The following is a 25,809-nucleotide window of genomic DNA, read 5'->3' as shown; positions in this document are numbered from 1 at the left end:
CACCGGTCGAGAGGGCCCTTCCGAGGGCCCTCTTCGCTGTTTCGGCCGTCCGGCACCGTGTTGGCCGGCACCGTATCGTCCGCGACCGTGTCGGCCATGGGCGGATGTGCCACGGGGTGCGGTTCGTGGCCCCGGTGCTCCGCCAGGACCCGGGCACCCTCCACCGGGCGGGCGTCAGATCCCGGGAGAGGTCCCGCGATGCCACATCTCCGCCGAGTCGAACCGGTCGCACGCCCGAGGGTGTGGACCTTCGTCATGGCAGTGGAAGGCCGCCCAGAACACATCGGCCAGGAGCGCCGTGGCCGGTGCGTACACCCGGTACACGTACTGCCGCCCATCGATCGCCAGCAGCGCGACCATCCAGAACATGTCGGGAGGGACGCAGACGACCCCGCATCCGGTTGCCGGTGCACGGGGTCGATCGTCGCTCAGCAAGCCCCCGAAGACCCCAAAGACCCCAAAGAATACGAACACCACGAAGAACAGAAGGGCACCGAGCAGCTCAGCGAGGCGCACCAGGCAAGGCGGCGCACCCGGAGCGTTGATGAAGTGACCGGATCTCATCCACAAGGAGGACAACCCTGTCGTTCGTCCCCGACCTCCGTCGGAGGCCGAAATGGGCCCCGACGGCGACGTTCCGGGTCGTCTTGGCTGATGGGGTGGAGGATGTGCAGAGCCTTCCTTCCCGACTGCCCCGGCAGTCCGACCGCTTCCGTGTCCAACGGGATGCGCCGCTCACCGCCGAGTTGGTGTCGGCCGTCGCGGGCGCGCGCCGTCGCGCCGTACGGGATGGTGACCGCCAACTCGACACGGCCCATCTGCTGCACTCCCTGATCGAGGCCGATCCCGAGGTGCGCGGCGCGCTGGGGTCCTCACCCCGGGTCGCGCGCGTGCTCGGCTATCTCGTTCAACGCAGCATCGGCTACGGGCTGCGCTGGCAAGGGGCGATCGAGGATTCCGGCGCGCTGCCCGTGTCGGGTGCGCCGCCACCCCCTTCCTCAGCAGCATCCCGTCCCTCCGGCTGGTCCCCCTCCGCGCACTGCGCCATGGAAGCCGCTCGTCACCGGGCAGCGCTCCGGGGGAGGGACCTCGCCTGCGGCATGGATCTGCTCGTCGCGCTCACAGCCGACCCCGACTGCCGGGCGGTGGAGGTGCTGAATCGCGCAGGCGTGGACACCCGGCAGCTCAGCGGGCACACGGGCGCCCGCTGACACCCAGCCGCCTCCCGGATTCGACATGTGTCTTGGGGTCGACGGTCCTGACTCGCGCTGACATGATGTGCCGATGCAGGTGTCCCAACACAAAAGCGCCGGGCTCGGAATCGCCCTGGCATCGGCGTTCGCCTTCGGTGGATCAGGGGTCGCGGCCAAGCCGCTCATCGAAGCCGGCCTCGATCCGCTCCATGTCGTATGGCTGCGCGTGGCCGGATCCGCGCTGATCATGCTGCCGCTCGCCTGGCGACATCGTGGCCTGCTGCGCCGCAAGCCGGCGCTGCTCCTCGGCTTCGGGTTGTTCGCCGTGGCCGGTGTGCAGGCGTTCTACTTCGCTTCGATCTCCCGACTGCCCGTCGGGGTCGCCCTGCTCGTCGAGTACCTCGGCCCCGCCCTCGTGCTCGGCTACATCCGCTTCGTCCAACGCCGGCCGGTCACCCGCGCCGCAGCGCTCGGAGTCGTCCTCGCCGTGACGGGCCTGGCCTGTGTCGTCGAGGTGTGGTCCGGGCTGAGCTTCGATGTGCTCGGGTTGCTGTTCGCCCTCGGTGCCGCCGGCTGCCAGGCGTGCTATTTCATCCTGTCCGACCACGGGAGCGAGGGGGAGGAGCGCGCCGACCCCCTGGGTGTGATCGCCTACGGACTGCTGATCGGCGCCCTGGTGCTGACCGTGATCGCACGTCCCTGGGGCATGGACTTCTCCCTGCTGGGCCGGGACGTGGCGATGGGCGGCACCCAGGTGGCGGCCGGGTTGCTGCTCGCCTGGGTGGTGTTGATCGCGACGGTCTTCGCCTATGTCACCGGAGTGATCTCCGTACGCAGGCTCTCGCCGCAGGTCGCCGGCGTGGTCGCCTGTTTGGAAGCAGTCGTGGCAACCGCCCTCGCCTGGGTGATGCTGGGCGAACACCTGGCCCTGCCCCAGATCCTGGGTGGCTCGCTCGTGCTGCTCGGGGCGCTCATCGCCCAGTCGCAGGCACCGAAGCCGCCTTCGGGCCCGGTCGCCTCCGGTGGGGTCAAGCCGCCGGTGGCCCTCCCCGACCCGCTTCCCCCGGTCGGTGAGGTCAGCAACGACAGCACCACCAAGAGCGGTGCCAGGGTTGACGGTTCTCACCGGGCCGACGCCTCTGGGAGCGCCGGGTTGTCGGCCGACCGCAGCTGACCGTAGGGTTCCGATCATGCATTTGACCGTACTGCCGCCTCCCGCCGCCTAGCGCGGGCGGCAGTTTCCTGACGAAGACCGGACCCGGGCTCGCCCCGGGTGGCTCGTCGCTGCCCGTGTGACGGAGCAGAGCGATCAGCCTTCCCGTTCGTCGTACGGAGTCCACGTGTCGAATGCCTCTTCCACCCCTGCCCTCGTACTGCCCACCGCGCCTGAAGGGCCCGGGCCCGCGCGGGTCGGGCGGAGCCTCCTCTATCTGACCGTCGCCGGCGTCGCCTGGGGCACCGCGGGTGCAGCTGCGTCACTGATCTACGAAGTGAGCGACTTTGGGCCGCTCTCGCTGTCCTTCTGGCGGTGCGCTTCGGGGCTGCTCCTGCTGCTCGGTGCGCTGGCGCTCCGCGCCCGCCGTTCTCCGGTGGCCCGGCCGATCGAGCCGAGGAAGCGCCGCACGATCCGGATTCTGGGTACGGGAATCGGCCTCACGGTCTTCCAGAGTGCCTACTTCGCCGCCGTGCAGCACACCGGTCTGGCCGTCGCCACGGTCGTCACCCTCGGGGCCGGCCCCGTACTGATCGCGGTGGGTGCGCGCATCACCCTGGGAGAACGGCTTGGCGGGGGCGGGCTGATGGCGGTCCTGGGCGCCGTGGGCGGATTGCTGGTGCTGATGATGGGCAGCGACGGTGCGACCGTACGCCCGTCGGGCATCGCCCTGGCCCTGCTGTCGGCCGCGGGATATGCGGCCATCACCCTCCTGGCGCGCTGGTTGGGCCGCGGCGGTGGTGCCGATTCCCTCGCCACGACCGCTTGGGCGTTCGCGATCGGTGCTGTCGGGCTGCTGCCGTTGGCGCTCGCCGAGGGGCTGCTGCCGCACACCGAGTCCCTGGCGCGTGTGGTGTGGCTGCTCGCCTATGTGGCCGCGGTGCCCACGGCATTGGCGTATGTCCTCTACTTCGCGGGGGCGGCGGCCGTACGAGCGGCCACGGTGTCCGTGATGATGCTGCTGGAACCGGTGAGCGCGGCCGTGATCGCCGTACTGGTGCTGGAAGAGCGGTTGACCGCGGCCACCGTGTGGGGGACCGCCTTGCTGCTGGGTTCGGTGGCCGCCCTGGCGCTGGCTGAGTTGCGTCAGGGGCAACGGGGCTGAGGTCGACCGGGGCGATCCGAGAGGTGTGGTCGCCCCGGTCACCGACGGAACTCGCTGCCCTGCTCGCCGAGCGACGATCGGCCCATGGGTCGATCTGCCGGCGCCGCTCAGGCCCCGGTGGTGCGCAGATAGTCGGGGAGGGGTACGGACGGGTCCAGGTCGGGCGCAGGTTCGGGGTCTCCATAGGTGGGCCGAACCGGCAGCACTCCGGTCCAGTGGGGCAGTCCGAGGTCCTCCGGATCGTCGTTCGGTGGGCCCGTGCGGACCTTGGCGGAGACCTCGGCGAGCGTCAGTCGCAGTACGGCGGTCGCCGCCAACTCCTTGGCGTCGGCGGGACGGGAGTCCTGCGCCCGGCCCGGCACGACGTGGTCGACGAGGGCGTTCAGCACCCGGGCCTTCTCGGTCGGGTCTGTCACCTGGTGGGCGGTTCCGTGGATCATCACCGACCGGTAGTTGATGGAGTGGTGGAACGCGGATCGGGCCAGCACCAGCCCGTCCACATGGGTCACCGTCAGACAGACCTCCAGTCCGGGGTCGGGCGCTCCGGCCATCCGCAGGGGTCGGGACCCCGTCGATCCGTGGACGTACACCTGCTCGCCGACGCGGGCGTACAGCGTGGGCAGCACCACGGGTGCGCCGTCGCGCAGGAATCCGAGGTGGCAGAGGTATCCGTCGTCGAGGATGGCGTGGACCGCGGCCCGGTCGTACGACGCCCGTTCCCGGGAACGGGTGGGTATGGTCCGCGCGGTCGGCTCGTAGGAATCCACCATTTGCCGTCTCCATTGCACTAGTGCATAATGTCTTTTGTGCTAGGAGAGTATCGGATCACAGGCCGGGGCGCATCGGACATCGCCGCCAGCATCGAGAGCGGCGTCGGTAGCGGTGCCCTGGAACCGGGGGAGTTGCTGCCCCCCATGCGTGAGCTGGCGACCCGGCTCGGGGTGAATCCCAACACCGTCGCCGCCGCGTATCGCACCCTGCGTGAGCGCGGTGTGATCGAGACCGCGGGGCGTCGCGGCAGCCGTATCCGTCCGCGGCCCGCGAGCACCTCACGTGGCTCTCTGCGCGTCGAGGTCCCGCCCGGCGTTCGGGACGTGAGCGCGGGCAACCCCGACGCCGCCCTACTGCCGTCGCTGGGCGACGCGTTCGCCGCCGCGGCTCGACACCACCAGCGGGAGCCCGGGCTCTACGGACAAGCACCCGTCGACGCCGAGTTCGCCCGACTCGCCAGGGCCTCACTGGATGTCGACGGTGTGCCCGCCGGACCCATCGCCGTCACCTCCGGCTCCCTCGACAGCATCGAACGCATCCTGGCCGCTCATCTGCGCCCGGGGGACGCGGTGGCCGTGGAGGATCCCGGCTGGGGCGGCTTGCTCGACCTGGTGCCCGCGCTCGGCCTCACACCCGTACCGGTGGCCCTGGACGATGACGGCCCGCTCGTCGCCGAGGTCGAACGGGCCCTCGACCTGGGCGCCCGGGCGTTGATCGTCACCGATCGCGCCCAGAACCCCACCGGAGCGGCCATCAGCGCTCTGCGCGCCCGGGAGTTGCGGGCCGTCCTCACCCGCTTCCCCCGCACGCTCCTCATCGAGGACGACCACGGCCACGCCATTGTCGACCAGCCGCTCCACTGCCTGGCGGGCGTCACCCGGCACTGGGCCTTCGTCCGCTCCGCTGCCAAGGCGTACGGACCCGATCTGAGGGTCGCCTTCTTCACCGGGGACACGCTCACGGTCGACCGGGTGGCCGGGCGGCAACAGTTGGGCCCCGGCTGGGTCAGCAGGCTACTGCAACGCGCGGTCGTACAGCTATGGGCGTCGGGCGCCGTCGATCCGCTCGCGGTCGCCGACTCCTACGGTCGCCGGCGCGCGGCGTTGATCCGGGCCCTTGCCGGACACGGTGTCGATGCCTTCGGACGCAGCGGTATGAACGTCTGGGTGCCGGTGCCCGACGAGACCAGGGCCGTGACCCAACTGCTGCACTCCGGCTGGGCCGTTGCCCCGGGTGCCCGCTTCAGACTGTCCGCCCCGCCCGGGGTCCGCGTCACCGTCTCCGGCCTGTCGATGGAGGACGTGGCACAGATCGCCGATGCCCTGGCGGCAGCCATCGGACCGGCCCCGGCCCGCAGCTACGGCTGACCTGATCCGGCCGTGCTGCTCCGGTGCGGTGAACTCCCCAACGCCTGCGCACTCACGGGACAGGCGGCCCGGCCGCCGCGGCGAGTGTGCCGCCATCCCTCGGGTGGTCGTCCGAGTCGTCTCCTGCCGTGGCTCCCGGCAGGGGACCGCCCTGCGCCGCCACCGCACTAGCAGGCGCCACGGCCCGCGCCTTCGCGCGGCTCTGGGTCAGTGCCGCACCGGCCAACACGATCACCGCACCCACCGGTGTGTTCCAGTCCAACTGCTCCCCGAGGATCGTCACGCCCGCTGCCGTGGCGATGACCGGGATGAAGTAGGTGACCATCTGGGCCGTCGTCGGACCGATCTCGTCGACCAGTTCGTACTGGAGCAACAGCGCGAACCCGGTCCCGAGCGCGCCCAGTGCGACCACCGCCAGCAAGGGCATCAGCGCCACGGAATCCGGCATGCTGGTGAACAACGGCGTGACCACCGCCAACTGCACCGTTGCCAGCAGCAACTGACTACCCGTCAGTGAGAGGTGTGAGTGGCCGCGGCCGGCCAAGGTGCGGCGGACGTAGATCCAGCCGATGGGATAGCTCAGTGCGGCCAGCAGTGCCATCCCCGTGCCGCGGGCGTCGAGCCCGGAGAAGCCCTGCCAGGCGCCCAGGACCGTCAGTACTCCCAGGAACCCGATGCCGAGTCCGGCGACCCTACGGCGGGTGGGGCGGTCCTCCGAGAGGGCGACCAGGGACAATGCCATCCCCCACAGGGGCGAGGTGGCGTTGCAGATGCCCGACAGGGTCGACGGGATGCTCTGGCCGGCGAAGGCGAAGAGCGAGAACGGGAGCGAGTTGAGCAGGAAGGCCGCCACGGTCAGATGCATCCAGGTCCGCGCTCCTCGCGGCAGCCGCTCCCGTCGTATCGCCATCGCCACCGCCAGCACCGCCGTACCGAAGAAGAGCCTGCCGAGCGTGACCTGGAACGGCGCGAAGCCCTCGTTGCCCACCTTGATCAGCAGAAAGCTGAAGCCCCACACCAGGGACAGCACTCCAAAGCGGATGCGCCAGTCCACGCGGGGTCTTCCGGCGGTCGGGTGGAGGGGCGATGCGGCAGCAGAGGCGGTCATGCCCCTAGGGTCACCGCAACCATCTCGTAGTACAAGCGAGAATTGCTGGAGGCGTTGATTTAGCATTGCTTATATGTTGAATCTGGAGCGCCTGCGCACTCTCGATGCCCTCGCCCGCTACGGGTCGGTCAGTGGTGCGGCCGGGGGGCTGCACGTCACCACCTCCGCGGTGTCCCAGCAGATGGCGAAGCTGGAGCGGGAGGTCGGTCAGCCGCTGCTGACCAAGAACGGTCGAGGCGTGCGGCTCACCGACGCCGGCCGGCTGCTCGCCGACCATGCCGCCCGCATCCTCTCCCAGGTCGAGCTGGCCCAGTCGGACATCGAGGCGCAGCGCGGGCGGGTGGTCGGAGAGGTCAGGATCGGTGCCTTCCCCTCGGCCGCCCGGGGACTGTTCCCCGCGGCGATCACCGCACTGCGCGCCGACCATCCCGAACTGCGCGTGCGCTCCTGCGAACTGGAGCCGGAGCGCAGTGTCGCCCGGGTCCTCCGGGGCGATCTCGACCTCGCGATCGTGCTCGACTGGAGCAACAAGCGCCTGCCCGTGCCCGGTGGCCTCGCACAGGTCCATCTGCTCGATGACGCCGCCGATGTGGCGATGCCCGTCGGCCACCCCCTGGTGACGCGTACCGAAGTCGATCTTGAGGACTTCGCCGATGACGAGTGGGTCTCCTGGCCGGAGGGTGAGTTCTGCTACGAGTGGCTGGTGTTCACGCTCCGATCGCGGGGGATCGAGCCCCGGATCGCCCATCTGGCCGGGGAACACCACACCCAACTGGCACTGATCGCCGCAGGACTCGGCGTCTGCGTGACCCCGAGGCTCGGTCGGGGCCCTGTGCCCGACGGCGTCGCCCTGGTCCCGGTCCGCAGCCAGATGCGACGGCATGTGTACGCGGTGTGGCGGACGGACGCCGACCGCCGACCCTCCATCCGGGCGGCCGTCGAAGCCCTGCGCGGCGTGGCCGCCCGTTCCGTACCCACGACACCGAAGATCTGACGCGCCGCCCGTCACGCCAGTTTGATCAGCCCGCCCTCGACCGTGATCGACGCGGGCGGTAGCGGAGCGGTCGCCGGACCCGACCGCACACTGCCGTCACCCGCGTCGAACCTGCTGTCGTGGCACGGGCAGTGGATGAGGTTGTCCGTGACGTCCTTGACCAGACAGCCCTGATGGGTGCACTTGGACGAGAACGCCTTGAACTCTCCCGCCCGAGGCTGCGTGATCACCACATCGCCCACGACCTTTCCCCCGCCCTCGGGGATGTCGGTCACCTTGGCGAGCTCCGTCCCCGCGCCGCCCCCGTCGGGTGAGTCCGTCGGGCGGTCCACCGCTGTGTCTGCGGCGTCGGTCCCACCACAGGCGGTCAGTGCGGCGGTGAGGCCGACACCTCCCACCGCGGCGACGACGACACGGCGGGAGACGACCGGGGACGAATCCTGCGATGTGGTCATTGCTGGCTCCTCTGCTCACGTTCCGCTGCGGCCCGGATGATGGCCGGATCTCTCGATCCTGTACGGGTCCATGAGCCGGAGCGTTCAGGTGCTCAGAGCCCCAAGGACCTCTTCAGGAATTCCGCTTCCAACACCAGCAGCCCGCTGGCCTGGTCCGTACCGGTCACCAGATGGGTTGCCCCCGACAGCGGCAGCACACTGTGCGGTCGGCCGGCGGCCACCAGCGCGGCGGAGAGCCGCAGGGTGTGGGCGACATGGACGTTGTCGTCCGCCACCCCGTGGACCAGCAGCAGCGGACGGGACAGCCGGTGGGCGTCCGGAACGAGCGAACTGCGCCGGTAGGCATCCGCGAACACCTCCGGATGTCCGAGGAACCGCTCCTCCCAATGGGTGTCGTACAGACGGCGGTCCGTCGGTGTGCCACCGGCCACCGCAGCGTGGAACACCTCCGGGTGCCGCAACACCGCACCGGTCGCCAGATACCCGCCGTACGACCACCCCCGGATGGCCACCGCACCGAGATCCAACTCGGGGAAGCGTTCCGCCGCCGCATGAAGGGCGTCCAACTGGTCCTGGAGGGCAGGTGTCAACCGATCACCCCGAATGGCCTTCTCCCACTCCCGGCCCCGGCCCGGAGTGCCCCTGCCGTCGGTCACCAACACCGCGAACCCCTGCTCGGCGAACCACTGGGAGACGTACGTCCACCACCCATTCGCCCGCACCACCAGTTGGAATCCCGCCCCGGCATACGGGTTGAGCAGCACGGGAAGCCGGCCCGAGCCCTTCTCGTACCAGGAGGGGAGAAACAGTTGGCTCCGCAGTTCGCGCTTCCCCAGCGAGAGGAACACCGGCCGGGGGGTGACCGACGGTTCCGCCGCGAGGACGGCGATCCGACCGACCTCCACGCCCCCGCTGTGCACCGAAACCGTCCGTCCCGACGGTGTCCAACTCTCCGACACGAGCGTGTCGCCGCCGATGTGCACCTGGTGCACCCCCGCACCCCGACTGATCCGGGTGAAGCCGTCGAGGGGGTCATAGCGCCAGACGTGGACCTCCGTCGGATCCTCGTTGGCGAGGAAGTGGAGCCGCTCCCCGTCCGCACCCAACACCTCCCGGACGTTCACACCCGCAGGGCTGACCGCATCCCCCACGCGCAGTCCGGTGAGCGAGTCCTCCGCGATGAAGGTGCGGGCCAGACCTCCCGACGGCATCCGCAGCGGCGCCCCGGGCACCAACTCCACCCAGGCGGGATCGTGCCAGCGGTCCAGCACCTCGGTCGCACCGGTACCGGCGTCGATGGCGAGCAGTTGTACGGTCCGTTGGTCCCGGGTCTGCACCTGGGCGAAGGGGCCGATCCCGTCCCAGCCTGCCACCGGTATGTACTCGAACGCCGTATCGGTCCACTCGCCCGCCGGATGGGGGTCCCGAGGGGCGGACTCCGGCAGCAGCACCACCGTCGGCTCGCCCCCTTGAGCGGGCACCAGATGCAGCGACACCTTTGCGTTCGCGGTCCCCGCCAGCGGGTAAGCGATCTCGGCCGGCGGCTTGCCGGGATCGGCGGGATCGGAGATGTACCAGCGTTGTACGGGGGAGTTGTCCACCCGGGCCACCAGCAGCTTCTCTCCGTCGGGCGACCACCAGTAGCCGCGTGAGCGCCCCATGGACTCCGCGGATGCGTGATCGCTCAGCCCATAGGTCACCTCGGGAGTCTCCGGCACCACCAACGGACGGTCGTCACTCCCGTCGATGCACACCACACGGAGGGCGCCCCCGGTCACATAGGCGATCCGGCTGCCGTCGGGGGACGGGTGGGGGTCCACCACCGGCCCCGCGGTGGCGATCCGGCGCGGTGCACCGCCATCGGTCCCCACCGTCCACAGTTCGCCGCCCAGTGCGAAGACGGCGGTCCGAACCTCGCCGTCGGTCGTGTACGACACCACCCCGGATCCCGTCTCGCGCGCCCGCTCGCGCCGGGTGCGCTCCGCTGCGGGTAGTTCGCCCCCCTGCTCCTGCAACGCGGTCGGATCGACGAGCATCCGCTCGGCGCCGTTCTCGTACAGCCACAGTCGACTCAGCGGATCTTCGCCGCCTGCGCTGCGGACGAACAACACCCGGCAACCGTCCGGTGAGACGCTGAAGTGCCGGGGGACACCCAGGCTGAACCGATGGGTACGGGAGAACTGACGGGGGAAGTCGGGTACGGCGATGCTGACTGCGGCGGACTTCCGGACGGGAGTGGTGCCCGTGGAGTCCGGCCGTTCCGCTCCGTGCGGTGCGGGGCTGCTCTGCTTCTCGGTCATGAGGAATCGTTCGCATCCCGGCGTTGTGCTTGGCAACCAGATTTCCCGCCAGTCGCCGTGCCCGGCGCCCGCGGTCGTCGGTCCGGCCGCGGGGGACCGCTCGGTCCGTGGCGATGTCGGCCTTCACAGGAACAAGGCTCGGGACGTATCTGTCGGGTTCTGGCCGGTGAGGCCGCTGAGCCGATACACGTCGGTGGGACGGAGGCACGACCCTCCGTCCCACCGGTTCGAAGGCATGGGCACACAGGAACACAACACTTCTGTCAAGCATCACGGTCAGTCCCGTTCCTGATGTACGAGTGGTCGGAATGCTCAAACTGGACGTCGTGTTCGATGAGTCATCGTTCCCACGCCTGGGGCATGCAGTGAACTGCGGCCACGACCTGATCTACAGCCATTGCTCACCGATGATCACCGGTGGTCGCACTGTCCTTGGCCTCAACTCAGACCTCGCCTATGGCTCCGACTTCGCCATCGTCGGCCTAGCCAATTCAGGGTGGCCCTCGCAGCGATCTGGCACGAGGTTCCGCTCCTGCTGGGCATCGGGCCCGCACCGTCGGGTACCGGGATTCATCGCGATCGTGGTGGGCACTTTGACGGTCATCCCGGGCTGGGCGACTCTCCGGTGGGGCTGTTGCGACTGGTGCTGTTCACGGTGTATTTGATGGCGGCGGTGTCACGGCGTCCTTCGTGCGCAGGCCCACGATCAGCGCAGCCGCCACCGTCAGGTGCATCAGGGCCAGCGCCGCCCGGGTGCCGCCGTCTGTACCTTCGCCGGTCAACGGCAGGAAGGACAGGGCCAGTACGGCGATGGCCACCCCGGTCCAGAGGGCGCGGGCGCGCCGTACCCAGAACCGCTCCAGGGCTGCCAGTAGTCCCCAGCCGGCGAGGGCCGCCAGTAGCGCGACAAACGCCACCGGCACCGGACCAATGTCGAGCGTCTGGTCGCCGTTGACGATCTGCAGCTGGTGCCCCAGCACCGGGTCTGCGACCAGCCACACCAGGAGTGGTGCCAGGACCGTGAGGCCCACTACCGCCAACGCTCGTGTGCGTGCGCTCACTTGGTGCCTCCTGCGATGGCGCCGTTCAGGAAGAGCTCGACCAGTTCCTGCGTGGTCAGTGCTGGCTCGTCCTCCATGTGCGGCTGGGTGAAGAGCAGCGCGAAGAAGAGGGCCGCGATCTGTTCCGGCGGCTGGCGCAGCTTGGCCCTGTCGGGTTCCATCAGATGCGCGAGGGCCTCGCGGATACGGGTCGTCGACTCGTCGCGGCCCGCGCCACGGACGGTGCCGGGGTGCTTGCCGCTGCGGTGTCCGGAAGCGTGCAGTGAGCCGGCGATCGCGCCCATTCGAGAAAGGTGGGCCTGTAGCGACTGGGCCGCCTCCGCGAGCCGGTCGGGCAATGGCTGGGACATATCGATGGCCCCGAGCTCACGGATCGCGTGCTCAGGGGAGAACGCCTCAGCCAGGCACGCTTGCAGTAACTCGTCCTTGTCGGCAAAGACCCGGAAGATCGTGCCCTCGCCGACGCCCGCGGCGCGGGCGACCTTCGCGGTCGTCACCGAAGCTCCGTACTCGGCGATCAGCGGGATCGCGGTCTGGATGATCATCGCGCGCCGCTGCTCCGGCAACATACCGGGTGCACGACGGCGGGTGGTCTGCTCTCTTGCTGCTGTCATGACCGTGAGAGTACGGAGTGAGGACTCACTCTGTCAATGAGTGAGTCCTCACTCCGTTGGTAGTCGGGTCTCGGCCCACACGGATGGCGGCTGCCAGGATCCGCACCTATCGCTGGACTGTGGTCGCCGGTGATGCATGGTGACCTGCCCGCCGGTCATCGTGGCCCTCGGTCGACCCGACCCGGCTCGCCAGGTGCCCCGCTCTGCTCTGTTTGCAAGGCTCCGTCGCGCCTGCCCGCCTGGCGGGCAGTGCACCCAGGCCGAAAAGCGGCCGCGCCTTCCAAGTCCACGCCCACTACGATCATCCGAATGCCGCCCGCCTGCGGGCCACCGCCCCGAACTGACAAACGGGGTATCGGCGTTGGTGCCCTCGTGTCGAAAGCGCCATGGCCTGGCTTCCCACCACGGGCAGCCGACACGTCCCCAATGAGGTGGCAACAACATCTGACTCCACAAGTGCGCCGCAGCCTTCGAGCTGCCTCGACTGCTCAACCTCGGCCTCTTCCGGGCCGGCCACATCTGAACTCTCGCACCCACCACCGCGCAACGGTCGAAGGGCGCTCTTGAGGCCCCTGCCGCCAGCAAGATCTTCAGGAAAGCTTCAAGAGAGCGAACTCGCCGATTGTGCGGGTGTAGGCAGAGGTGGTCGCGCGGAGAAGGGGCAGAGTGCGATCACCCCAACAGACGCAGGTTGAAGACGGTGATGACGGAGCCGGGCTTCCTGGGACCGAGGTGTTGTGCGGTCGCAGCGGCTCGTTCGAGTCTCGGCCAGAGATCGGAGGTCGAGTGGTGTTGTTGGGTGGGTGGATGAAGTATCTCGTGGTGATGGGGTGGTGTTGGTAAATGGGTGTAGGTGTGGGGTGTGCCGGCTATGGGGGGTTATTACGAAGATTTATGTTGACAAGTCACTCTTGCGGTTTTTAGGCTAGTGAAAGTAGCTGTCTTAACCTGAGGCTCATTTGATGCATGGGAAAGAGGGGGATTGCATGGACATTGAGGTTATGGGCGTTTTGGATGTTCAGGAGAATGGTGTTTCCATAACGCCTACTGCGCCTAAGCCGCGGCAGCTGCTTGCCTTGCTGGCGCTTCGTGCTGATCGGCCGGTACCTGTTGCGACTTTGATGGAGGAGTTGTGGGGGAGCACTCCGCCGCGCAGTGCGCGTACTACTTTGCAGACCTATGTGTTGCAGTTGCGTGAGCTGATTGAGCGGGCCCTGGGGCGGGGGCGTGGGCGCCCACGGGTTGGTGCACGGGGTTCGGCCAAGTCGATTTTGGTGACCGTTCCGGGCGGCTACTTATTGGATAGCGGTGGGGGGAGTAGTGATGTGAGGGAATTCGAGGAGTTAACGAGTGCGGGCTATCGTGCTGTGGATGCTGGGGATTTCCAGGGGGCGGTCAGGCAGTTGAAGAAGGCGTTGGAGTTGTGGACCGGACCACCTTTTGCTGATGTGCCAGCCGGTGAGCATCTATATTTGGAGATCAGGCGGTTGGAGGAGGTGAGATTGTGCGCTATTGATCAGCGCATTAGCGCGGAGCTTCGGCTTGGTCGGCATCGTGATCTCCTTTCTGAGTTGACTGTTTTGGTCAATCGTCATCCCGCGCATGAGAATTTTCATGCGCAATATATGCTTGCATTGCATCGGTCTGGGCGGCGCGTTGAGGCATTGGAGGTATATCAGAATTTGCGGGCCGCGCTGGTGCGAGATCTTGGGCTTGAGCCGTCGGCAGATTTGCAGCGGATCCAGCGTTTGATTCTAATTTCGGGGTCTGATGGTTCGTTGGTCGAGTCGGTTGCTGGGCGCTCGGATAGCTTGGTCCATAGCAGTTGTTGAGTTAGCCCCGGTTTTGACGAACGCCTCAGATACTGGTCTTGGCTGGAATTGATGGATTCCAGCCGGTGATTGAACATGCAGTCGACGGGCGGGATGCGGCCCAACTCTCCATGGAGTCGGCGGTGACGGTTCCAGTCGGTCCCTTCGGCGGTGGCGAGCTCGACCAGTTCCGTTGTGAACGGGCCGATCGTCGACTCCGGCAGGGGCTTTGTCGTAAGCGTCGTCGACTGAGCCCAACGTCCACCTTCGTCACCACGCGGTCTGTTGATCGAGGCATATCGCTTCCCCGGACCACCTGAGCCAACTGACGTTTCGCGCCCTGCTGTGCACCGCACACCTGAAGCAAGGAAATGGAGCGATGGCCGGCATACCCCCTGTGACTGCGTACCCGCTGCCCACCGAGGGTGATCTCCCATCACCCACTGTGTCCTGGAGTGTGAGTCCCAAGCGATCGGTCTTGTTGGTCCATGACATGCAGAGGTACTTCCTCAGACCGCTCCCCGGAAGTCTGAGCCGTCAACTAGTGCACCATGCGGCACAGTTACGTGATCGCTGTGTCGGGCGTGGCATTCCCATCGCCTACACCGCCCAGCCGGGGGGAATGAGCGACGCCGAACGTGGTCTGCTGAAGGATTTCTGGGGGCCCGGTATGCGCCCCGCTCCCGAGGACCGCCTGGTCGTCGATGCCCTTGCCCCAAATGATGCCGACTGGATGTTCACCAAATGGCGCTACAGCGCGTTCTTCAAGACTGACCTCCTTGAGCGTATGCAGGCTGAGGGCCGCGATCAACTGATCCTGTGTGGCGTCTATGCCCACGTTGGCGTTCTCGCCACAGCGATCGACGCATTCGCCCGCGACATACAGCCGTTCCTCGTTGCGGACGCCACGGCAGACTTCTCGCAGGAGTACCACCATCGGGCGCTCACCTATGCCGCCGAGCGCTGTGCCCTGGTCACCACGGTCAAGGGGGTTTTGACATGACGGGCGGACAGCCGCACAGCCGTCCGCCGCATGCGGGTCACACGGACACGGACGTGCTCCAGAGGGTGCTGGACGGGCAGGCGCAAGCGTTCGCACTACTGCATCGGCCCAGTGTCACCGGCCCCGACGCCGTGGAGGTCGTCGAAGGTTCGGTGACGTTTCCCACCACGCTGGCAGACATCCCCCTGCCCCCAGCCCCCGGTCCCCAGGCAGGCGAGGGGGCCCAGCACGATGTGTTGGTGATCGTCCCCTATCGGCAACTCATCGAGCGCGGCTTCGCCTGTGCTGACGACGGAACACCGCTCGTGGCCATGACCATCACCCGCCAGCAGCAGTTGCCACTGGCTGAGGCTCTGCCGCGTCTTCCCTCTGTGCCCACCCGACTGGCTGATGGCGATTTCGATGTGGATGACCAGACATACGAAGAAGCGGTGCGCAGTGTCATCAAAGAGATGATCGGTACGGGGGAAGGTTCGAGCTTCGTCATCAAACGCACGTTCGTCGCAGACATCACGGACTATGGGGCGCACAGCGCCCCCGCGCTCTTCCGCCGTCTCGTCGAACGAGAGTCGGGTGCGCACTGGACCTTCCTGATCCACACCGGCACTCGGACGCTCGTTGGTGCTTCACCTGAAAGGCATGTGAGCCTCCATCACGGCATCGCCGTGATGAATCCCATCAGTGGCACGTACCGCTATCCCCCGTCGGGTCCCACGCTCGAAGGCGTGTTGGAGTTCCTTCGTGATCGCAAGGAGACCGACGAGCTGTACATGGTACTGGACGAGGAACTCAAGATGATGGGGCGCATCTGTGACAGGGGTGGTCGGGTCATCGGCCCGCAACTGCGGGAAATGGCTCAGCTAGCGCACACGGAGTACCTGATCGAGGGCGCAACCGACCATGATGTCCGCGACATCCTGCGCGAGACGATGTTCGCGCCCACTGTGACCGGAAGCCCGCTGGAAAGCGCCTGCCGGATCATTCGCAAATACGAACCAGGAGGCCGCGGCTACTACAGCGGTGCCGTGGCTCTCATCGGACGGGACGCGTACGGCAGCAGTGTTATGGACTCCGCGATCTTGATCCGAACGGCGGATATCTCGACCGCGGGCCGTGTCGGCATCTCTGTGGGCGCCACGATCGTGCGGCACTCCGATCCTGGATCTGAAGCCGCCGAGACGCGGGCCAAGGCCGCCGGACTCTTGGCTGCATTCAACGAGGTTCCACGGCGCTTCGCAGGCCACCCGAGCGTCCGCAAGGCATTGGAGCAACGCAACGCACCCATCGGTACCTTCTGGTTGTCCGGCGACGCCAGGCAAGCCGGTGCGCATCCACAATTGGCCGGACGCCGTGCCATCGTGGTTGACGCCGAGGATGCCTTCACCTCGATGCTTGATCAGCAGCTCAGGTCCTTGGGGCTAGAGGTAACGGTTCGCCGCTTCGACGAGGACTGTTCCCTAGAAGGCTACGACTTCGTCGTGATGGGCCCGGGGCCTGGTGATCCCCAAGACCAGACACATCCGAAGATGCGCTACCTGGATGCGACGGTGGAAACGCTACTGCGCCGACGCCAGCCGTTCTTCTCGGTGTGTCTCAGTCACCAGATCCTCGGTTTGAGGCTTGGACTGCCCCTGCGACAAAAGGCTGCTCCCAGCCAGGGAGTGCACAGGGAGATCGACCTCTTCGGCGCCACCGAACGCGTCGGCTTCTACAACACCTTCGCGCTCACCTGCGAAGGCGATGCATTCATCGCTGCCGGCGTGGGCCTAGTCCGGGTGAGCCGGGATGCGGTCAACGGGGAGGTCCACGCACTGCGCGGACCAGGCTTCGCCTCGATGCAGTTTCACCCGGAATCTGTGCTCACCCAAGGCGGCCCGCGCATCGTGGGCGCCGCTCTGGCCGACGTACTGGCCTCCGCATCAAGCATGGCGGGCTGATCAAGCTTCTCGACCCCATGCCGGCTGTGGCACATCCTTTGACGAGTGAGGAGCATATGCACAAGTACGTTGTCGTCGACGCGTTCTCCAACCAACCCCTCAGCGGCAACCCGGTGGCCGTGTTCTTCCACGGCGACGATCTGGCCACCGACCAGATGCAGCGTATAGCCCGGGAGATGAATCTCTCGGAGACTACGTTCGTGCTGCCCTCGCGCACCGAAGACAGTGACGCCCACGTGCGGATCTTCACCCCCGTGAACGAACTTCCCTTCGCCGGACACCCGCTGCTCGGCACCGCTGTGGCCTTGGGCATCGGCACAGAGGCGCACCATTTGCACCTGGAGACCGCCATGGGAGTCATTCCCTTCACACTCGAACGCGCCGGTGAACGAGTGGTCCGGGCGAGCATGCGCCAGCCGGTGCCCTGGTGGAAACCTTTCGACCGCACCGATGAACTGCTTCACGCGCTGGACCTCGGTGCGTCGACCCTTCCCGTCGAGATCTATGTGAACGGACCGCGGCACGTCCTCGTGGGGCTCGACAGCGTGGATGCCCTATCGCAGGTCAATCCCGATCACCGCGCTCTGTCGTACTTTGCCGACTTGGCGGTTAACTGCTACGCCGGAAGCGGGGGTGCTTGGCGCAACCGCATGTTCTCGCCCTCCTACGGAGTGGTGGAGGACGCAGCCACCGGCTCCGCCGCTGGGCCCATCGCCATCCATCTCGCGCGGCACGGCCTGCGTGCGTACGGGCAGGACGTCTACATCACCCAGGGTGTGGAGATCGGCCGGCCCTCGCTCATGGAAGCGCTGGTGCAGGGAGCAGGCGACCGGGTCGACTCCGTGGAGGTCCGCGGCCACGGAGTCATCACTGCTGAGGGGCTGCTCCATGTCTGACCCGCTCTCGTCGCCCTCAACTACAGACGGCGTGGGCGACCGCCCGGCCGCAGCACGGTCGGAATCGCTCACCGGCACCCATGAGGTGCGCTTCCCGGAGTACCAGGTGCCGCCGAACGACCCGATGGGGTTGCTGGCCACCTGGCTCGGACGCAGTGTCGCCCTCGGAGTTCGGGAGCCGCGCGCATTGGCTCTGGCCACCGCCGATGCTCAAGGCCGTCCCTCGTCCCGCACCGTAGTCCTCGGCTCGGTGACCGAGGCCGGGGTTGACTTCGTCACCCACGCCTGCAGCCGAAAAGGACGGGAACTGGCCGAGAACCCCTGGGCGTCAGGTGTCTTGTACTGGAGGGAGACCAGCCAGCAGATCACTCTGGCCGGTCCGGTGCACCGGTTGCCCCACTCCCAGGCCCAGGCCCTGTGGCAGGCGCGGCCAGTCTTCACGCACGCCATGAGCACGGTTTCCCAACAGAGCCGGTCGATGGAGAGCCTTGCCGAGGTGGCCGAGCTTCGTGACAGGGCCCGGACACTGGGCGCGTCACAGCGGGCGCTGCCGTGCCCCGAGACGTTCGCGGCCTACCGACTTGCCCCTGTGGTTGTCGAGTTCTGGGCCAACGGCACGGACCGGCTGCACGAGCGGCTGCGGTATGACCGCACGGCCGACGGCTGGAACGCCGACAGGCTCCAGCCGTGACCCTCACTTGGCCACTCGGTCCAGATGCGCAGCATGGCCTTGGGAGCGGTACGAGTCGCCGCTGCCCCGGGTCACTACCTTGGCCGGTCCGTGCGGTCACCTTCGGTGCTCCCACCCGGATGTAGCAGAAGGCTGCCCCCTCATCAGAGCCTTCTGCCGCTTGTTCGTACTGTCGAGGAGGACTCCTAGGCAACCCACTGTTTGCATTGCTGTGCCGAGGAGTTGGGAACTCGCATTGCTTGTGCAGGACGGACTCGATGCCAGACAATCGAGCGCCAACACGGCGCCAACACGGCAAGGGCCCAACTGCTTGCGTACGAACGCAGCAGGCTCGTTCCACGAAGTGCAACCGGTGCGCAAGCACCGGACACGACTATTGGGTCTGATCTTGGTCGCCACCAACGATCGAGTACCAGCAAGGCATGGAACCGAAAGCTCAGTCTGCAGGTACCGCCTCAATGGCCGAAGCGTGCGAGGAAGCCTCCAACACACGAGTGACCGTGAACCCCGATGCCACCAACAATGCCTCGTACTCCGCACGCGTGCGGCCCCGCCCGTTGAGGACCGTCATCATCAGCACGTCCCCGGTCTTGCCGGCATGGGGCTCATTGCCCGGCGGAATCAGTGCGTTGACGACCAACAGGCGGCCGTGCGCGGGTATGGCCGCGCGGCACGTCCGCAAGATGCGTACGCACTCGTCGTCCTGCCAACTGGCCAATACGTGTTTGAGGAGATAGATGTCGGCGCCGGACGGCACCGATGTGAAGAAGTCCCCGGCCACGGCGGCCCACCGACCGGCCAGTTCGGGAACGTCGAGTTGGTGTTCGGCAACAACGGATTCCAGATCGAGAAGGATCCCCGTCATATGCGGGTTGCGGAGAAGCACTGTACGTAGCAGGCCGCCCCGCCCGCCACCGACGTCCACGGCACTCTTGCATACGGAGAAATCGAAGGAATCGACAACAGTGTTGCTGAGCACCTGCGAGAAGGCCGCCATGCTGGAATTGAATGTCCTACCGAGTTCCGGATCGGCAGCGACGTGGTCGTAGAAGGGCACGCCGTGGATGGACTCGAATGCGTTGGTGCCGGTCCGAACCGCCTCATGGAGCCGGCCTGCTGATTGCCAGAACGCTGGCTCACCACGGACCAGGACGTAGTCACGCAATGACTGCTCCGTGTCCGTACGCAACAGTTGCGCAAGCGGTGTGAGGCGGAACCTGGCCTCTTCGTCCTCCCGGAACACACCCTTAGTGCTGAGCAGCCGCAGGACTCGATAGAGGTACGAGGCATCCACACCTGCGGCCTCGGCGAGCTCCTCGGCCGTGCACGGCCCGGCTCCCAGATGATCTGCGATCCGGAAGCGGGCTGCGGTGTTCAGGGCGGCTGAGTAGAGGTAGCCCAGCGAGAGTTCGAGCAACTCGTCCGTAGCCTGTGCCGCTTTGGAGCCGGAGCTCTGCCCAACATCCACGCCGTGCGAGGTGCCCGCCGTGCGCCTGGTCGCTTCAGCCTCACGATGGGTGCCTGTCATCAGTGATCTCCCTTTTGCCGGTTTCCTTGACCTGCGCCTGCCATATGGGCCTACTGGCGACCCGAGCATGCCTCTGCAGTGTGTTCGGAGCTCATCGGGTTCCGGTCGAGATTCAATACAGCCCTGCCGCATCCCGCGTAACTGAGAATCTGCGAGTGACATTCTCAGCCGACCCTCAAGTGGGTATCAAGCGATGACTGTCATAATTCTCATGCCATAGTTGCTACGGTTGAATATTGCCGTTTCCTGCGAACCCTGCCGAGGGGAACACATGCCTGACGCAATTACGCACGCCTTCGCCGATTACGTCGCACTGCGCCGGAAGAACCGAGCCACCGTTGAGAAGTATCTAGCGGATACCAAGGGGGAAGCTCGGCTGCGCCGTCACGAGCTTTTCGTTGAGGACGGCAGTGGCGGCCTGTGGACGAATGACACCGGGGCACCCATCGTCATCCAAGGGCGAGACCGTTTGCGCGAGCACGGCGTATGGTCACTCAAGTGCTTCCCGGACTGGGAATGGTACAACATTCAGATCTTCGAAACTCAGGATCCGAACTACATTTGGGTGGAGTGCGACGGTCACGGAAAGATCAAATTTCCGGGCTACGCAGACGGCTACTACGAGAACCATTTTCTGCACTCCTTCGAGCTCGACGACGGAAAGATTGTGCGGAATCGAGAGTTCATGAACCCCCTTGAACAGATGCGTGCACTCGGAATTCCCGTGCCAGTGGTAAAGCGCGCAGGAATCCCCACCTGAACGCAGGCAGGTCGCGATGTGCGATTTCCGGCCTCCTACTCAGTCGTTCCTTTCGGAAACTAGCCCTCTTAAGGAAGAACTATGGTCACCAGACGACGCCTACTCGGTGCAGGGATCGCTACCGCTGCCACAGGTTTGACAGGTGTGTCGCTGATCCCCGTGTTCACCGCCAAGGACGCCAAGCGCGCAGGTGGTGCCTCGACGCAGAACACGCCCCCGCCCATCGTGCCGTTCCAGACGCCCATGCCGCTAATACCCGTGGCACAGCCGGTGTCCACCGTCGGCGGGGTGGACAGATACGAAAGCAACGTGATCAGCGCCACGAAGCAGATTCTGCCGGGCTTGAGTACCCAACTGCTCACCTACGATGGGCGATTCCCCGGTGCGACGATCAAGGCGCGAGAGAACCGCCCCGTCGTCATTGTTCAGCGCAATGGACTGAACGTTCCTGTAGCGCGCCATTTGCACGGTGCCTCGGTAGCGCCCGAGAGCGACGGCGGCCCCATGGACACCATCGCACCCAACGCCGAGCGTGTGTACACCTATCCCAACAGGCAGCCGCATGCCTCGCTTTGGTATCACGACCACGCTCACCACCTGGAGTCGGAGAACGTCTATCGCGGCCTGCAGGGCAGCTATCTCATCTCCGACTCCATCGAGGATGCCCTGCCGCTGCCCAAGGGCCCGTACGACGTGGTGATCCACCTGCGTGACGCGCGCTTCGACGCTGCGGGCCAACTCGTCTACGCCATGGGAGATCGAACGAGGAACACCCTGCTCACCAACGGCGTGCCCTACCCGTACTTCGAGGTCGCCGCCCGTAAGTATCGGTTCCGCCTAGCCAATTCCTCGAATATGCGTTTCTTCACCCTCCGCCTCTCAGGCGGGGCCAACATGATTCAGATCGGGTCGGACGGTGGACTCCTGCCCGCTCCGCACACCACACAGTCCCTCTTCATCACCTCGGGTGAGCGTGCCGATATTGTCATCGACTTCTCAAGCTACCCGATCGGCGCCCAAGTCTTCCTGGAGAGCGTCGCGAGCAATGGCTCAGTTGAACAGGTCATGCGCTTCGACGTGACACGTTCCGCCCCCGACCCCAGCTCCATCCCCAGTGTGCTGCGTGCCCTGCCCCCCTTGCCCACTGCCACAGCCCACCGCACCATTGTGATGCGGATGGACGAGGACGGCAGGCCCTCCCCCCAGGCATACATGGATGACAAGGTCTATGACCACCAGCGGGTTGATGCACACGTCCTATTCGGCGCGAGCGAGATCTGGACGGTCACCAATGCCAACACCAGGGCACCGCACAACTTCCACATGCATCTGGTCCAGTTCCGAGTGATTGAACGGAATGGGGCGGCCCCAGGCCCAGCCGAGTTGGGCCTCAAGGACACCGTGGCAGTGATGCCGGGCGAGACCGTCAAACTCCAGGCAACCTTCGACACCTATGCAGGGGAGTTTGTGTACCACTGCCATATGCTCGACCATTCCGCGATGGGCATGATGGCCACGATGAAGATCACCTGAGGGCGACGCGGCCGTCCCCACCCAAGGTGTGTTCGACCAGGCGCAGGTCCCGGTTGAACACAACGGTGTTTGACTACCGTGGCTGCGCGACGCCGCCTCACCGTATGTGCCTCAGGTGTTCAGGAACACGCTGCGTGTTTGGACCGATGACCGGCATGACGCACAACCACGGTGGGTCGGCGCCCCGCGAATCGCTGGGTCGGGTGTCACCGTGAGGGCGCTTTCCTGACTGCGGGACATCTTCGCTTGGCCGGCTTGGGGCTGCGCCCACGACGACGGCATCCATCTGCACGAGTAGCGGTAAATGCGCCCAGGGCGCCACCGTCGTCGGCGCCGGTCAGGCCAGGCTGACGTCCGCCCGCCGCACAGAGTCACACTCCGGTCAGCCCAAGGCACGAGCGTAGGGGCGCAGCGCGGTGAATCTCGGCTGGAAGCTCGCCGTCGACATCGCAGGCTGGGCCCCGAGGGGCTGCGTGACAGCTACCACAGCGAGCACCACCCCTAGGAGCACGTGCTGATGTGCAACAGCCGGGCCGAGGCCCGGCCCGTCCAGTCGCGGCGGTCAGGAGATCGACATCCCGCCGTCGATGGACAACACCTGACCTGTCATATAGTCGGCGTCCAGCAGTAGCTCGATGCCGCGGGCCACCTCGCCGGGCGTGCCCATGCGGCCGAACGCCGTCCGGGCCATGAGGGCCGTACGGACCTTGGCCGGCACGTCTTCGGTGAGCGCGGTGCACATGAGCCCAGGCGATAGCGCGTTGACCGTTACCTCGAACCGCCCACACTCCAGAGCCAGGCTCCGGGTCATCCCCAGTACGCCGGCCTTGGCCGCCGAGTACGCCGTCTGGCCTGGACTGCCGATGAGCCCGGCGGGGGAGACGACGTTGATGATGCGCCCCCAGCGGGCCCGCATCATGTCCGGAAGCGCCGCCCGGCTGGTATGGAAGGTGCCGATCAGATTGACCGCGATGATCTGAGTCCAGTCGTCGATGGACTGGGTGGCCATGAATCCGTCGCGGCGGATAGCACCTGCGTTGACGAGCACGCTGATGCTGCCCAACTCGGTGCGCACCCGGCCGACCATGTCCCGCGTGGCATCCCAGTCTGCGACGTCCGCCTGCACCACGATGCTGGGTCTGCTTAGCTCGGCGGCGACCTTGCGGGCCCGATCCACACCGGTGGTGTAGTGCAACGCCAGTTGGTAGCCACGGCGGTCGAGTACGCGTGCCGCGGCGGCGCCGAGGGCTCCCGAAGCGCCGGTCACTAGAGCGATGCGGCCGTCGCTGCCCAGCGTGGCGCTCCGGATATCGTCGTCGGTCACGGTGTCACGTCCTCCCCAGGGGTAGCGAGCCGTTGTGCCCGCCGAGCAATGGCCGTTGGTAGGGCCGCCGCGCCCGATGCCGAGGCACGTGAGCGGCGGCCGGCACTCCTACCAGGTGATTGGCATTTCGGCTGGACCAAACGCCTGTATCGAGTGGTACTTGTACGTCAGCTCCGACTCCGGAACAGCCAGCGCGAGCTTGGGGGCTCGCTCAAAAAGTGTCGTGTAGACGATCTCCATCAGCTCCGGCACCAAGCGATTCGCCGGGCATTGGTGCGGACCGTGGCCAAACGCCAGGTGTCTGGTGGGTTTGTCCCGCATGAGATCGAGCTGATTGGGATACGGACACACCGACGGGTCGCGGTTGACGGGCAGCGTTGGCACCACCAAGCCGTCACCGGCCTTGACCAATGTATCGCCGATACGCACATCTGCCACGGCCAGCCGCATGGGCGTTCCGTCGTTGACCGAGAAGTACCGGATCATCTCATCTATTGCCACCGTCATCCGGTCCGGCTCGGCAAGCAACGTCGCCCGCTCCTCCGGATGGTTCAGCAAGGTGAGCACGCCCAACGAGATCATCGTGGACGTCGAGTTGTGAATGCCTTGGGCGTTCGACAACATCAGGGGGGCCAGCCGGAACCAGTCGACCTCCCCATGCTCCTCGAGTTCCTGTTGGATCAGACGGCTCATCAGGTCGTCGCCGAGGTTTTTTGCCTTCTCTTTCATGACGTCTTCCGCGTGCTGGTTCAGGCGCGCGGCTGATGCCTTCTCTTCGTCCTCGGTGCCGGTTCGCATCAGCAGGTCCCAGACGTTGTCCCGCATCTTCCGCAGTTCAGCCTTGGGTATGCCGAGGAACACTTCCTGCAGGCGCCAGGCGATTGGGTAGGACAGCTCCATCACCAAATCGACTGGTTTGTCCTGCCGCTCCAGCATCGCGTCGACTTGCTCGACCACAGCGACCCGTAGGCGGGGCAGCAGGCGGGTGAGTCCGGCCGGGGAGAATTCCTGGATGACCGGCTTCTTCTTCGCCGTATGTTCGGGGCCATCCAGGTTGATCATGAACGGCGCGCAGTACTTCAACTTGTTTAGCGAGTTCGGCGTCATTTTCGGAAAGTCGTCGTTCATCTTGTCCGAGCTGAACCGTGGGTCGGAGAGTACGAATCGGGCGTACTCTGGCCTGACCACCATCCATGCCAACTTGCCGGTGGGCAGGGTAACCCGGCCAATGCCCTTTTCCCGCAGTGTTTCGTACTCGGCCGGAAGTACGCCGGGCAGCTTCCGCCGAATGGGGTGGGTTGGTAATTTGGTCATTCTGACACCTCTGCTGCCCAGTGGTAGAAACGAGTGGCCAACGAGTTACCTTGCGGGTCATACGGTGGAATGACCTGCGTAAGGTCGTCGACGAGCTGGAGGAAGCGGGGATCGCCTTCCGTCCACACTGCGCTGATCACGTTGGTAGCGTCGGGTTCTGCGAAGTCCTGGATGTGCAGGTATATGCCACGCCACAGATAGATCTGGCGGCGCAGCGTCCCCATTTTGTGCGGAAAATCGGTTGAATCCGATTCCGCGAACAGCCGCGACACCTCAGGGATGTGCTCCTGCCGCTGGGTGTTCACGATCACCGCGCTGTACGTCTGCTCCAGGTTCTCCAGATGCTGAGCAGGCCACACGTAGAAACGCTCGGCCGTCGGTTGGTCGATCGGTCCGTCCCAGCCCTCCGTCGCGGCGTGTACGCCGAAGTAGGTCGACAGGCTGTCGTTCAGCCGCGCGCATCGGGGATCAGTGGTTGATTTCCGGTATGCCTCAGCTGCGTCCTCGACGTCCCAGTCCTGCATGTGCACATAGAGATCGCAGTAGTTGAAGACCTGTCTGCGGCGCAGCTGGGGCAGCTCGGATGCAACCCCGCCATCGAACTCCCGAAGGATCTTGGAAACGTCGGCGACGTTATCACTGTCGAATTTGCCGACAGTGATGATGCTCGGCATATGCCTCTCCTCACAGTTGGCGGGTGGAACCGTTGCCGCGCTACGGACCCTCGCAGGGCTCGTTTCGAGGTCTCGCCAAGCTTGCGCCGGTGCCTTCGACGCCGAATCGACGCCGGATCAACTCGAAGGGTTCTCGATGAGAGGTCTAGCGGCGAAC

The 25,809-nt window shown here is 66.2% G+C and carries 23 protein-coding genes; 12 read left to right on the top strand and 11 right to left on the bottom strand.

What is annotated here, in order from left to right:
• Window positions 1-174: 174 nt before the first annotated feature.
• On the bottom strand, window positions 175-369 hold the full coding sequence (locus OID54_RS07185) for a hypothetical protein (protein ID WP_329015613.1): 195 nt from the start codon (window positions 367-369) through the stop codon (window positions 175-177).
• A gap of 299 nt (window positions 370-668) precedes the next feature.
• Here OID54_RS07185 and OID54_RS07180 point away from each other — a divergent pair, with 299 nt between their 5' ends.
• The 3 genes from OID54_RS07180 to OID54_RS07170 all read left to right on the top strand — a co-directional run bounded on the left by OID54_RS07180 (window position 669) and on the right by OID54_RS07170 (window position 3,511).
• Entirely contained in the window at window positions 669-1,211 is a 543-nt protein-coding gene (locus OID54_RS07180; RefSeq protein ID WP_329015610.1) for a Clp protease N-terminal domain-containing protein, read from the top strand.
• 73 nt (window positions 1,212-1,284) lie between these two features.
• Window positions 1,285-2,367 (top strand): EamA family transporter, encoded by a 1,083-nt coding sequence (locus OID54_RS07175; RefSeq protein ID WP_329015608.1) that lies wholly within the window; start codon window positions 1,285-1,287, stop codon window positions 2,365-2,367.
• Between the two features lie 199 nt (window positions 2,368-2,566).
• The gene (locus tag OID54_RS07170; protein ID WP_329027314.1) at window positions 2,567-3,511 is read left to right on the top strand and encodes a DMT family transporter; all 945 of its coding nucleotides are present in this window, start codon (window positions 2,567-2,569) and stop codon (window positions 3,509-3,511) included.
• 107 nt (window positions 3,512-3,618) lie between these two features.
• Here OID54_RS07170 and OID54_RS07165 read toward each other — a convergent pair whose 3' ends face one another.
• Window positions 3,619-4,281, bottom strand: coding sequence for a pyridoxamine 5'-phosphate oxidase family protein (locus tag OID54_RS07165; protein ID WP_329015605.1), 663 nt, complete (start codon window positions 4,279-4,281; stop codon window positions 3,619-3,621).
• A gap of 36 nt (window positions 4,282-4,317) precedes the next feature.
• Here OID54_RS07165 and OID54_RS07160 point away from each other — a divergent pair, with 36 nt between their 5' ends.
• Window positions 4,318-5,649 (top strand): aminotransferase class I/II-fold pyridoxal phosphate-dependent enzyme, encoded by a 1,332-nt coding sequence (locus tag OID54_RS07160; RefSeq protein WP_329015602.1) that lies wholly within the window; start codon window positions 4,318-4,320, stop codon window positions 5,647-5,649.
• Between the two features lie 52 nt (window positions 5,650-5,701).
• On the opposite strand, the gene OID54_RS07155 is transcribed toward OID54_RS07160, so the two are convergent.
• Complete coding sequence (locus OID54_RS07155; protein ID WP_329015599.1) at window positions 5,702-6,757, bottom strand: DMT family transporter; 1,056 nt, start codon at window positions 6,755-6,757, stop codon at window positions 5,702-5,704.
• A 73-nt stretch (window positions 6,758-6,830) separates the two neighbouring features.
• On the opposite strand from OID54_RS07155, the gene OID54_RS07150 reads away from it, so the two are divergent.
• Window positions 6,831-7,751: a LysR family transcriptional regulator gene (locus tag OID54_RS07150; RefSeq protein ID WP_329015596.1), complete on the top strand. Its 921-nt coding sequence runs from the start codon at window positions 6,831-6,833 to the stop codon at window positions 7,749-7,751.
• An 11-nt stretch (window positions 7,752-7,762) separates the two neighbouring features.
• Here OID54_RS07150 and OID54_RS07145 read toward each other — a convergent pair whose 3' ends face one another.
• The 4 genes from OID54_RS07145 to OID54_RS07130 form a co-directional block, all read right to left on the bottom strand.
• Complete coding sequence (locus OID54_RS07145) at window positions 7,763-8,206, bottom strand: Rieske (2Fe-2S) protein (RefSeq protein ID WP_329015593.1); 444 nt, start codon at window positions 8,204-8,206, stop codon at window positions 7,763-7,765.
• Between the two features lie 92 nt (window positions 8,207-8,298).
• A complete protein-coding gene (locus tag OID54_RS07140) occupies window positions 8,299-10,506 on the bottom strand; it encodes a S9 family peptidase (RefSeq protein ID WP_329015590.1) in 2,208 nt (735 codons plus the stop codon).
• 650 nt (window positions 10,507-11,156) lie between these two features.
• Window positions 11,157-11,567, bottom strand: coding sequence for a DUF6069 family protein (locus tag OID54_RS07135; protein WP_329015587.1), 411 nt, complete (start codon window positions 11,565-11,567; stop codon window positions 11,157-11,159).
• A complete protein-coding gene (locus OID54_RS07130) occupies window positions 11,564-12,181 on the bottom strand; it encodes a TetR/AcrR family transcriptional regulator (protein ID WP_329015585.1) in 618 nt (205 codons plus the stop codon). The genes OID54_RS07135 and OID54_RS07130 overlap by 4 nt, the downstream gene beginning before the upstream one ends.
• Window positions 12,182-13,167: 986 nt before the next feature.
• On the opposite strand from OID54_RS07130, the gene OID54_RS07125 reads away from it, so the two are divergent.
• The 5 genes from OID54_RS07125 (at window position 13,168) to phzG (ending at window position 18,519) form a co-directional block, all read left to right on the top strand.
• Window positions 13,168-14,013: an AfsR/SARP family transcriptional regulator gene (locus tag OID54_RS07125; protein ID WP_329015582.1), complete on the top strand. Its 846-nt coding sequence runs from the start codon at window positions 13,168-13,170 to the stop codon at window positions 14,011-14,013.
• 358 nt (window positions 14,014-14,371) lie between these two features.
• Complete coding sequence (locus OID54_RS07120; protein ID WP_329015579.1) at window positions 14,372-14,995, top strand: isochorismatase family protein; 624 nt, start codon at window positions 14,372-14,374, stop codon at window positions 14,993-14,995.
• The gene (locus OID54_RS07115) at window positions 14,992-16,932 is read left to right on the top strand and encodes a chorismate-binding protein (RefSeq protein WP_329015576.1); all 1,941 of its coding nucleotides are present in this window, start codon (window positions 14,992-14,994) and stop codon (window positions 16,930-16,932) included. Before OID54_RS07120 ends, OID54_RS07115 begins: the two co-directional genes overlap by 4 nt.
• A 56-nt stretch (window positions 16,933-16,988) precedes the next feature.
• The gene (locus OID54_RS07110; RefSeq protein WP_329015573.1) at window positions 16,989-17,828 is read left to right on the top strand and encodes a PhzF family phenazine biosynthesis isomerase; all 840 of its coding nucleotides are present in this window, start codon (window positions 16,989-16,991) and stop codon (window positions 17,826-17,828) included.
• Window positions 17,821-18,519 (top strand): phenazine biosynthesis FMN-dependent oxidase PhzG, encoded by a 699-nt coding sequence (gene phzG / locus OID54_RS07105; RefSeq protein ID WP_329015569.1) that lies wholly within the window; start codon window positions 17,821-17,823, stop codon window positions 18,517-18,519. Before OID54_RS07110 ends, phzG begins: the two co-directional genes overlap by 8 nt.
• Before the next feature lie 436 nt (window positions 18,520-18,955).
• Here the strand turns inward: phzG and OID54_RS07100 are convergent, their stop codons facing one another.
• Window positions 18,956-20,047: an ArsR family transcriptional regulator gene (locus tag OID54_RS07100; protein ID WP_329015566.1), complete on the bottom strand. Its 1,092-nt coding sequence runs from the start codon at window positions 20,045-20,047 to the stop codon at window positions 18,956-18,958.
• A 271-nt stretch (window positions 20,048-20,318) separates the two neighbouring features.
• On the opposite strand from OID54_RS07100, the gene OID54_RS07095 reads away from it, so the two are divergent.
• Both OID54_RS07095 and OID54_RS07090 read left to right on the top strand, forming a co-directional pair.
• Complete coding sequence (locus tag OID54_RS07095; protein ID WP_329015564.1) at window positions 20,319-20,807, top strand: PhzA/PhzB family protein; 489 nt, start codon at window positions 20,319-20,321, stop codon at window positions 20,805-20,807.
• A gap of 81 nt (window positions 20,808-20,888) precedes the next feature.
• Window positions 20,889-22,340, top strand: coding sequence for a multicopper oxidase family protein (locus OID54_RS07090; RefSeq protein WP_443055538.1), 1,452 nt, complete (start codon window positions 20,889-20,891; stop codon window positions 22,338-22,340).
• 562 nt (window positions 22,341-22,902) lie between these two features.
• Here the strand turns inward: OID54_RS07090 and OID54_RS07085 are convergent.
• From OID54_RS07085 to OID54_RS07075, 3 genes are all read right to left on the bottom strand, one after another.
• A complete protein-coding gene (locus OID54_RS07085) occupies window positions 22,903-23,664 on the bottom strand; it encodes an SDR family NAD(P)-dependent oxidoreductase (protein WP_329015559.1) in 762 nt (253 codons plus the stop codon).
• A 108-nt stretch (window positions 23,665-23,772) separates the two neighbouring features.
• A complete protein-coding gene (locus tag OID54_RS07080) occupies window positions 23,773-24,978 on the bottom strand; it encodes a cytochrome P450 (protein ID WP_329015555.1) in 1,206 nt (401 codons plus the stop codon).
• Window positions 24,975-25,652 (bottom strand): TcmI family type II polyketide cyclase, encoded by a 678-nt coding sequence (locus OID54_RS07075; RefSeq protein ID WP_329015551.1) that lies wholly within the window; start codon window positions 25,650-25,652, stop codon window positions 24,975-24,977. Before OID54_RS07075 ends, OID54_RS07080 begins: the two co-directional genes overlap by 4 nt.
• Between the last annotated feature and the right edge of the window lie 157 nt (window positions 25,653-25,809).

It is taken from the genome of Streptomyces sp. NBC_00690 (genome assembly GCF_036226685.1).
Taxonomy (GTDB): domain Bacteria; phylum Actinomycetota; class Actinomycetes; order Streptomycetales; family Streptomycetaceae; genus Streptomyces.
The sequence above is the reverse complement of the archived record's forward strand: the minus strand, read 5'-3'. Positions and strand labels throughout refer to the sequence as shown.

Excerpts from the sequence above, each read along its gene's own strand:
- OID54_RS07185 (WP_329015613.1), bottom strand. The coding sequence starts at position 369 with ATGTTCTGGATGGTCGCGCTGCTGGCGATCGATGGGCGGCAGTACGTG.
- OID54_RS07175 (WP_329015608.1), top strand. The coding sequence starts at position 1,285 with ATGCAGGTGTCCCAACACAAAAGCGCCGGGCTCGGAATCGCCCTGGCA.
- OID54_RS07165 (WP_329015605.1), bottom strand. The coding sequence starts at position 4,281 with ATGGTGGATTCCTACGAGCCGACCGCGCGGACCATACCCACCCGTTCC.
- OID54_RS07155 (WP_329015599.1), bottom strand. The coding sequence starts at position 6,757 with ATGACCGCCTCTGCTGCCGCATCGCCCCTCCACCCGACCGCCGGAAGA.
- OID54_RS07150 (WP_329015596.1), top strand. The coding sequence starts at position 6,831 with ATGTTGAATCTGGAGCGCCTGCGCACTCTCGATGCCCTCGCCCGCTAC.
- OID54_RS07145 (WP_329015593.1), bottom strand. The coding sequence starts at position 8,206 with ATGACCACATCGCAGGATTCGTCCCCGGTCGTCTCCCGCCGTGTCGTC.
- OID54_RS07140 (WP_329015590.1), bottom strand. The coding sequence starts at position 10,506 with ATGACCGAGAAGCAGAGCAGCCCCGCACCGCACGGAGCGGAACGGCCG.
- OID54_RS07130 (WP_329015585.1), bottom strand. The coding sequence starts at position 12,181 with ATGACAGCAGCAAGAGAGCAGACCACCCGCCGTCGTGCACCCGGTATG.
- OID54_RS07125 (WP_329015582.1), top strand. The coding sequence starts at position 13,168 with ATGGACATTGAGGTTATGGGCGTTTTGGATGTTCAGGAGAATGGTGTT.
- OID54_RS07120 (WP_329015579.1), top strand. The coding sequence starts at position 14,372 with ATGGCCGGCATACCCCCTGTGACTGCGTACCCGCTGCCCACCGAGGGT.
- OID54_RS07115 (WP_329015576.1), top strand. The coding sequence starts at position 14,992 with ATGACGGGCGGACAGCCGCACAGCCGTCCGCCGCATGCGGGTCACACG.
- OID54_RS07110 (WP_329015573.1), top strand. The coding sequence starts at position 16,989 with ATGCACAAGTACGTTGTCGTCGACGCGTTCTCCAACCAACCCCTCAGC.
- phzG (WP_329015569.1), top strand. The coding sequence starts at position 17,821 with ATGTCTGACCCGCTCTCGTCGCCCTCAACTACAGACGGCGTGGGCGAC.
- OID54_RS07100 (WP_329015566.1), bottom strand. The coding sequence starts at position 20,047 with ATGACAGGCACCCATCGTGAGGCTGAAGCGACCAGGCGCACGGCGGGC.
- OID54_RS07095 (WP_329015564.1), top strand. The coding sequence starts at position 20,319 with ATGCCTGACGCAATTACGCACGCCTTCGCCGATTACGTCGCACTGCGC.
- OID54_RS07090 (WP_443055538.1), top strand. The coding sequence starts at position 20,889 with ATGGTCACCAGACGACGCCTACTCGGTGCAGGGATCGCTACCGCTGCC.
- OID54_RS07080 (WP_329015555.1), bottom strand. The coding sequence starts at position 24,978 with ATGACCAAATTACCAACCCACCCCATTCGGCGGAAGCTGCCCGGCGTA.
- OID54_RS07075 (WP_329015551.1), bottom strand. The coding sequence starts at position 25,652 with ATGCCGAGCATCATCACTGTCGGCAAATTCGACAGTGATAACGTCGCC.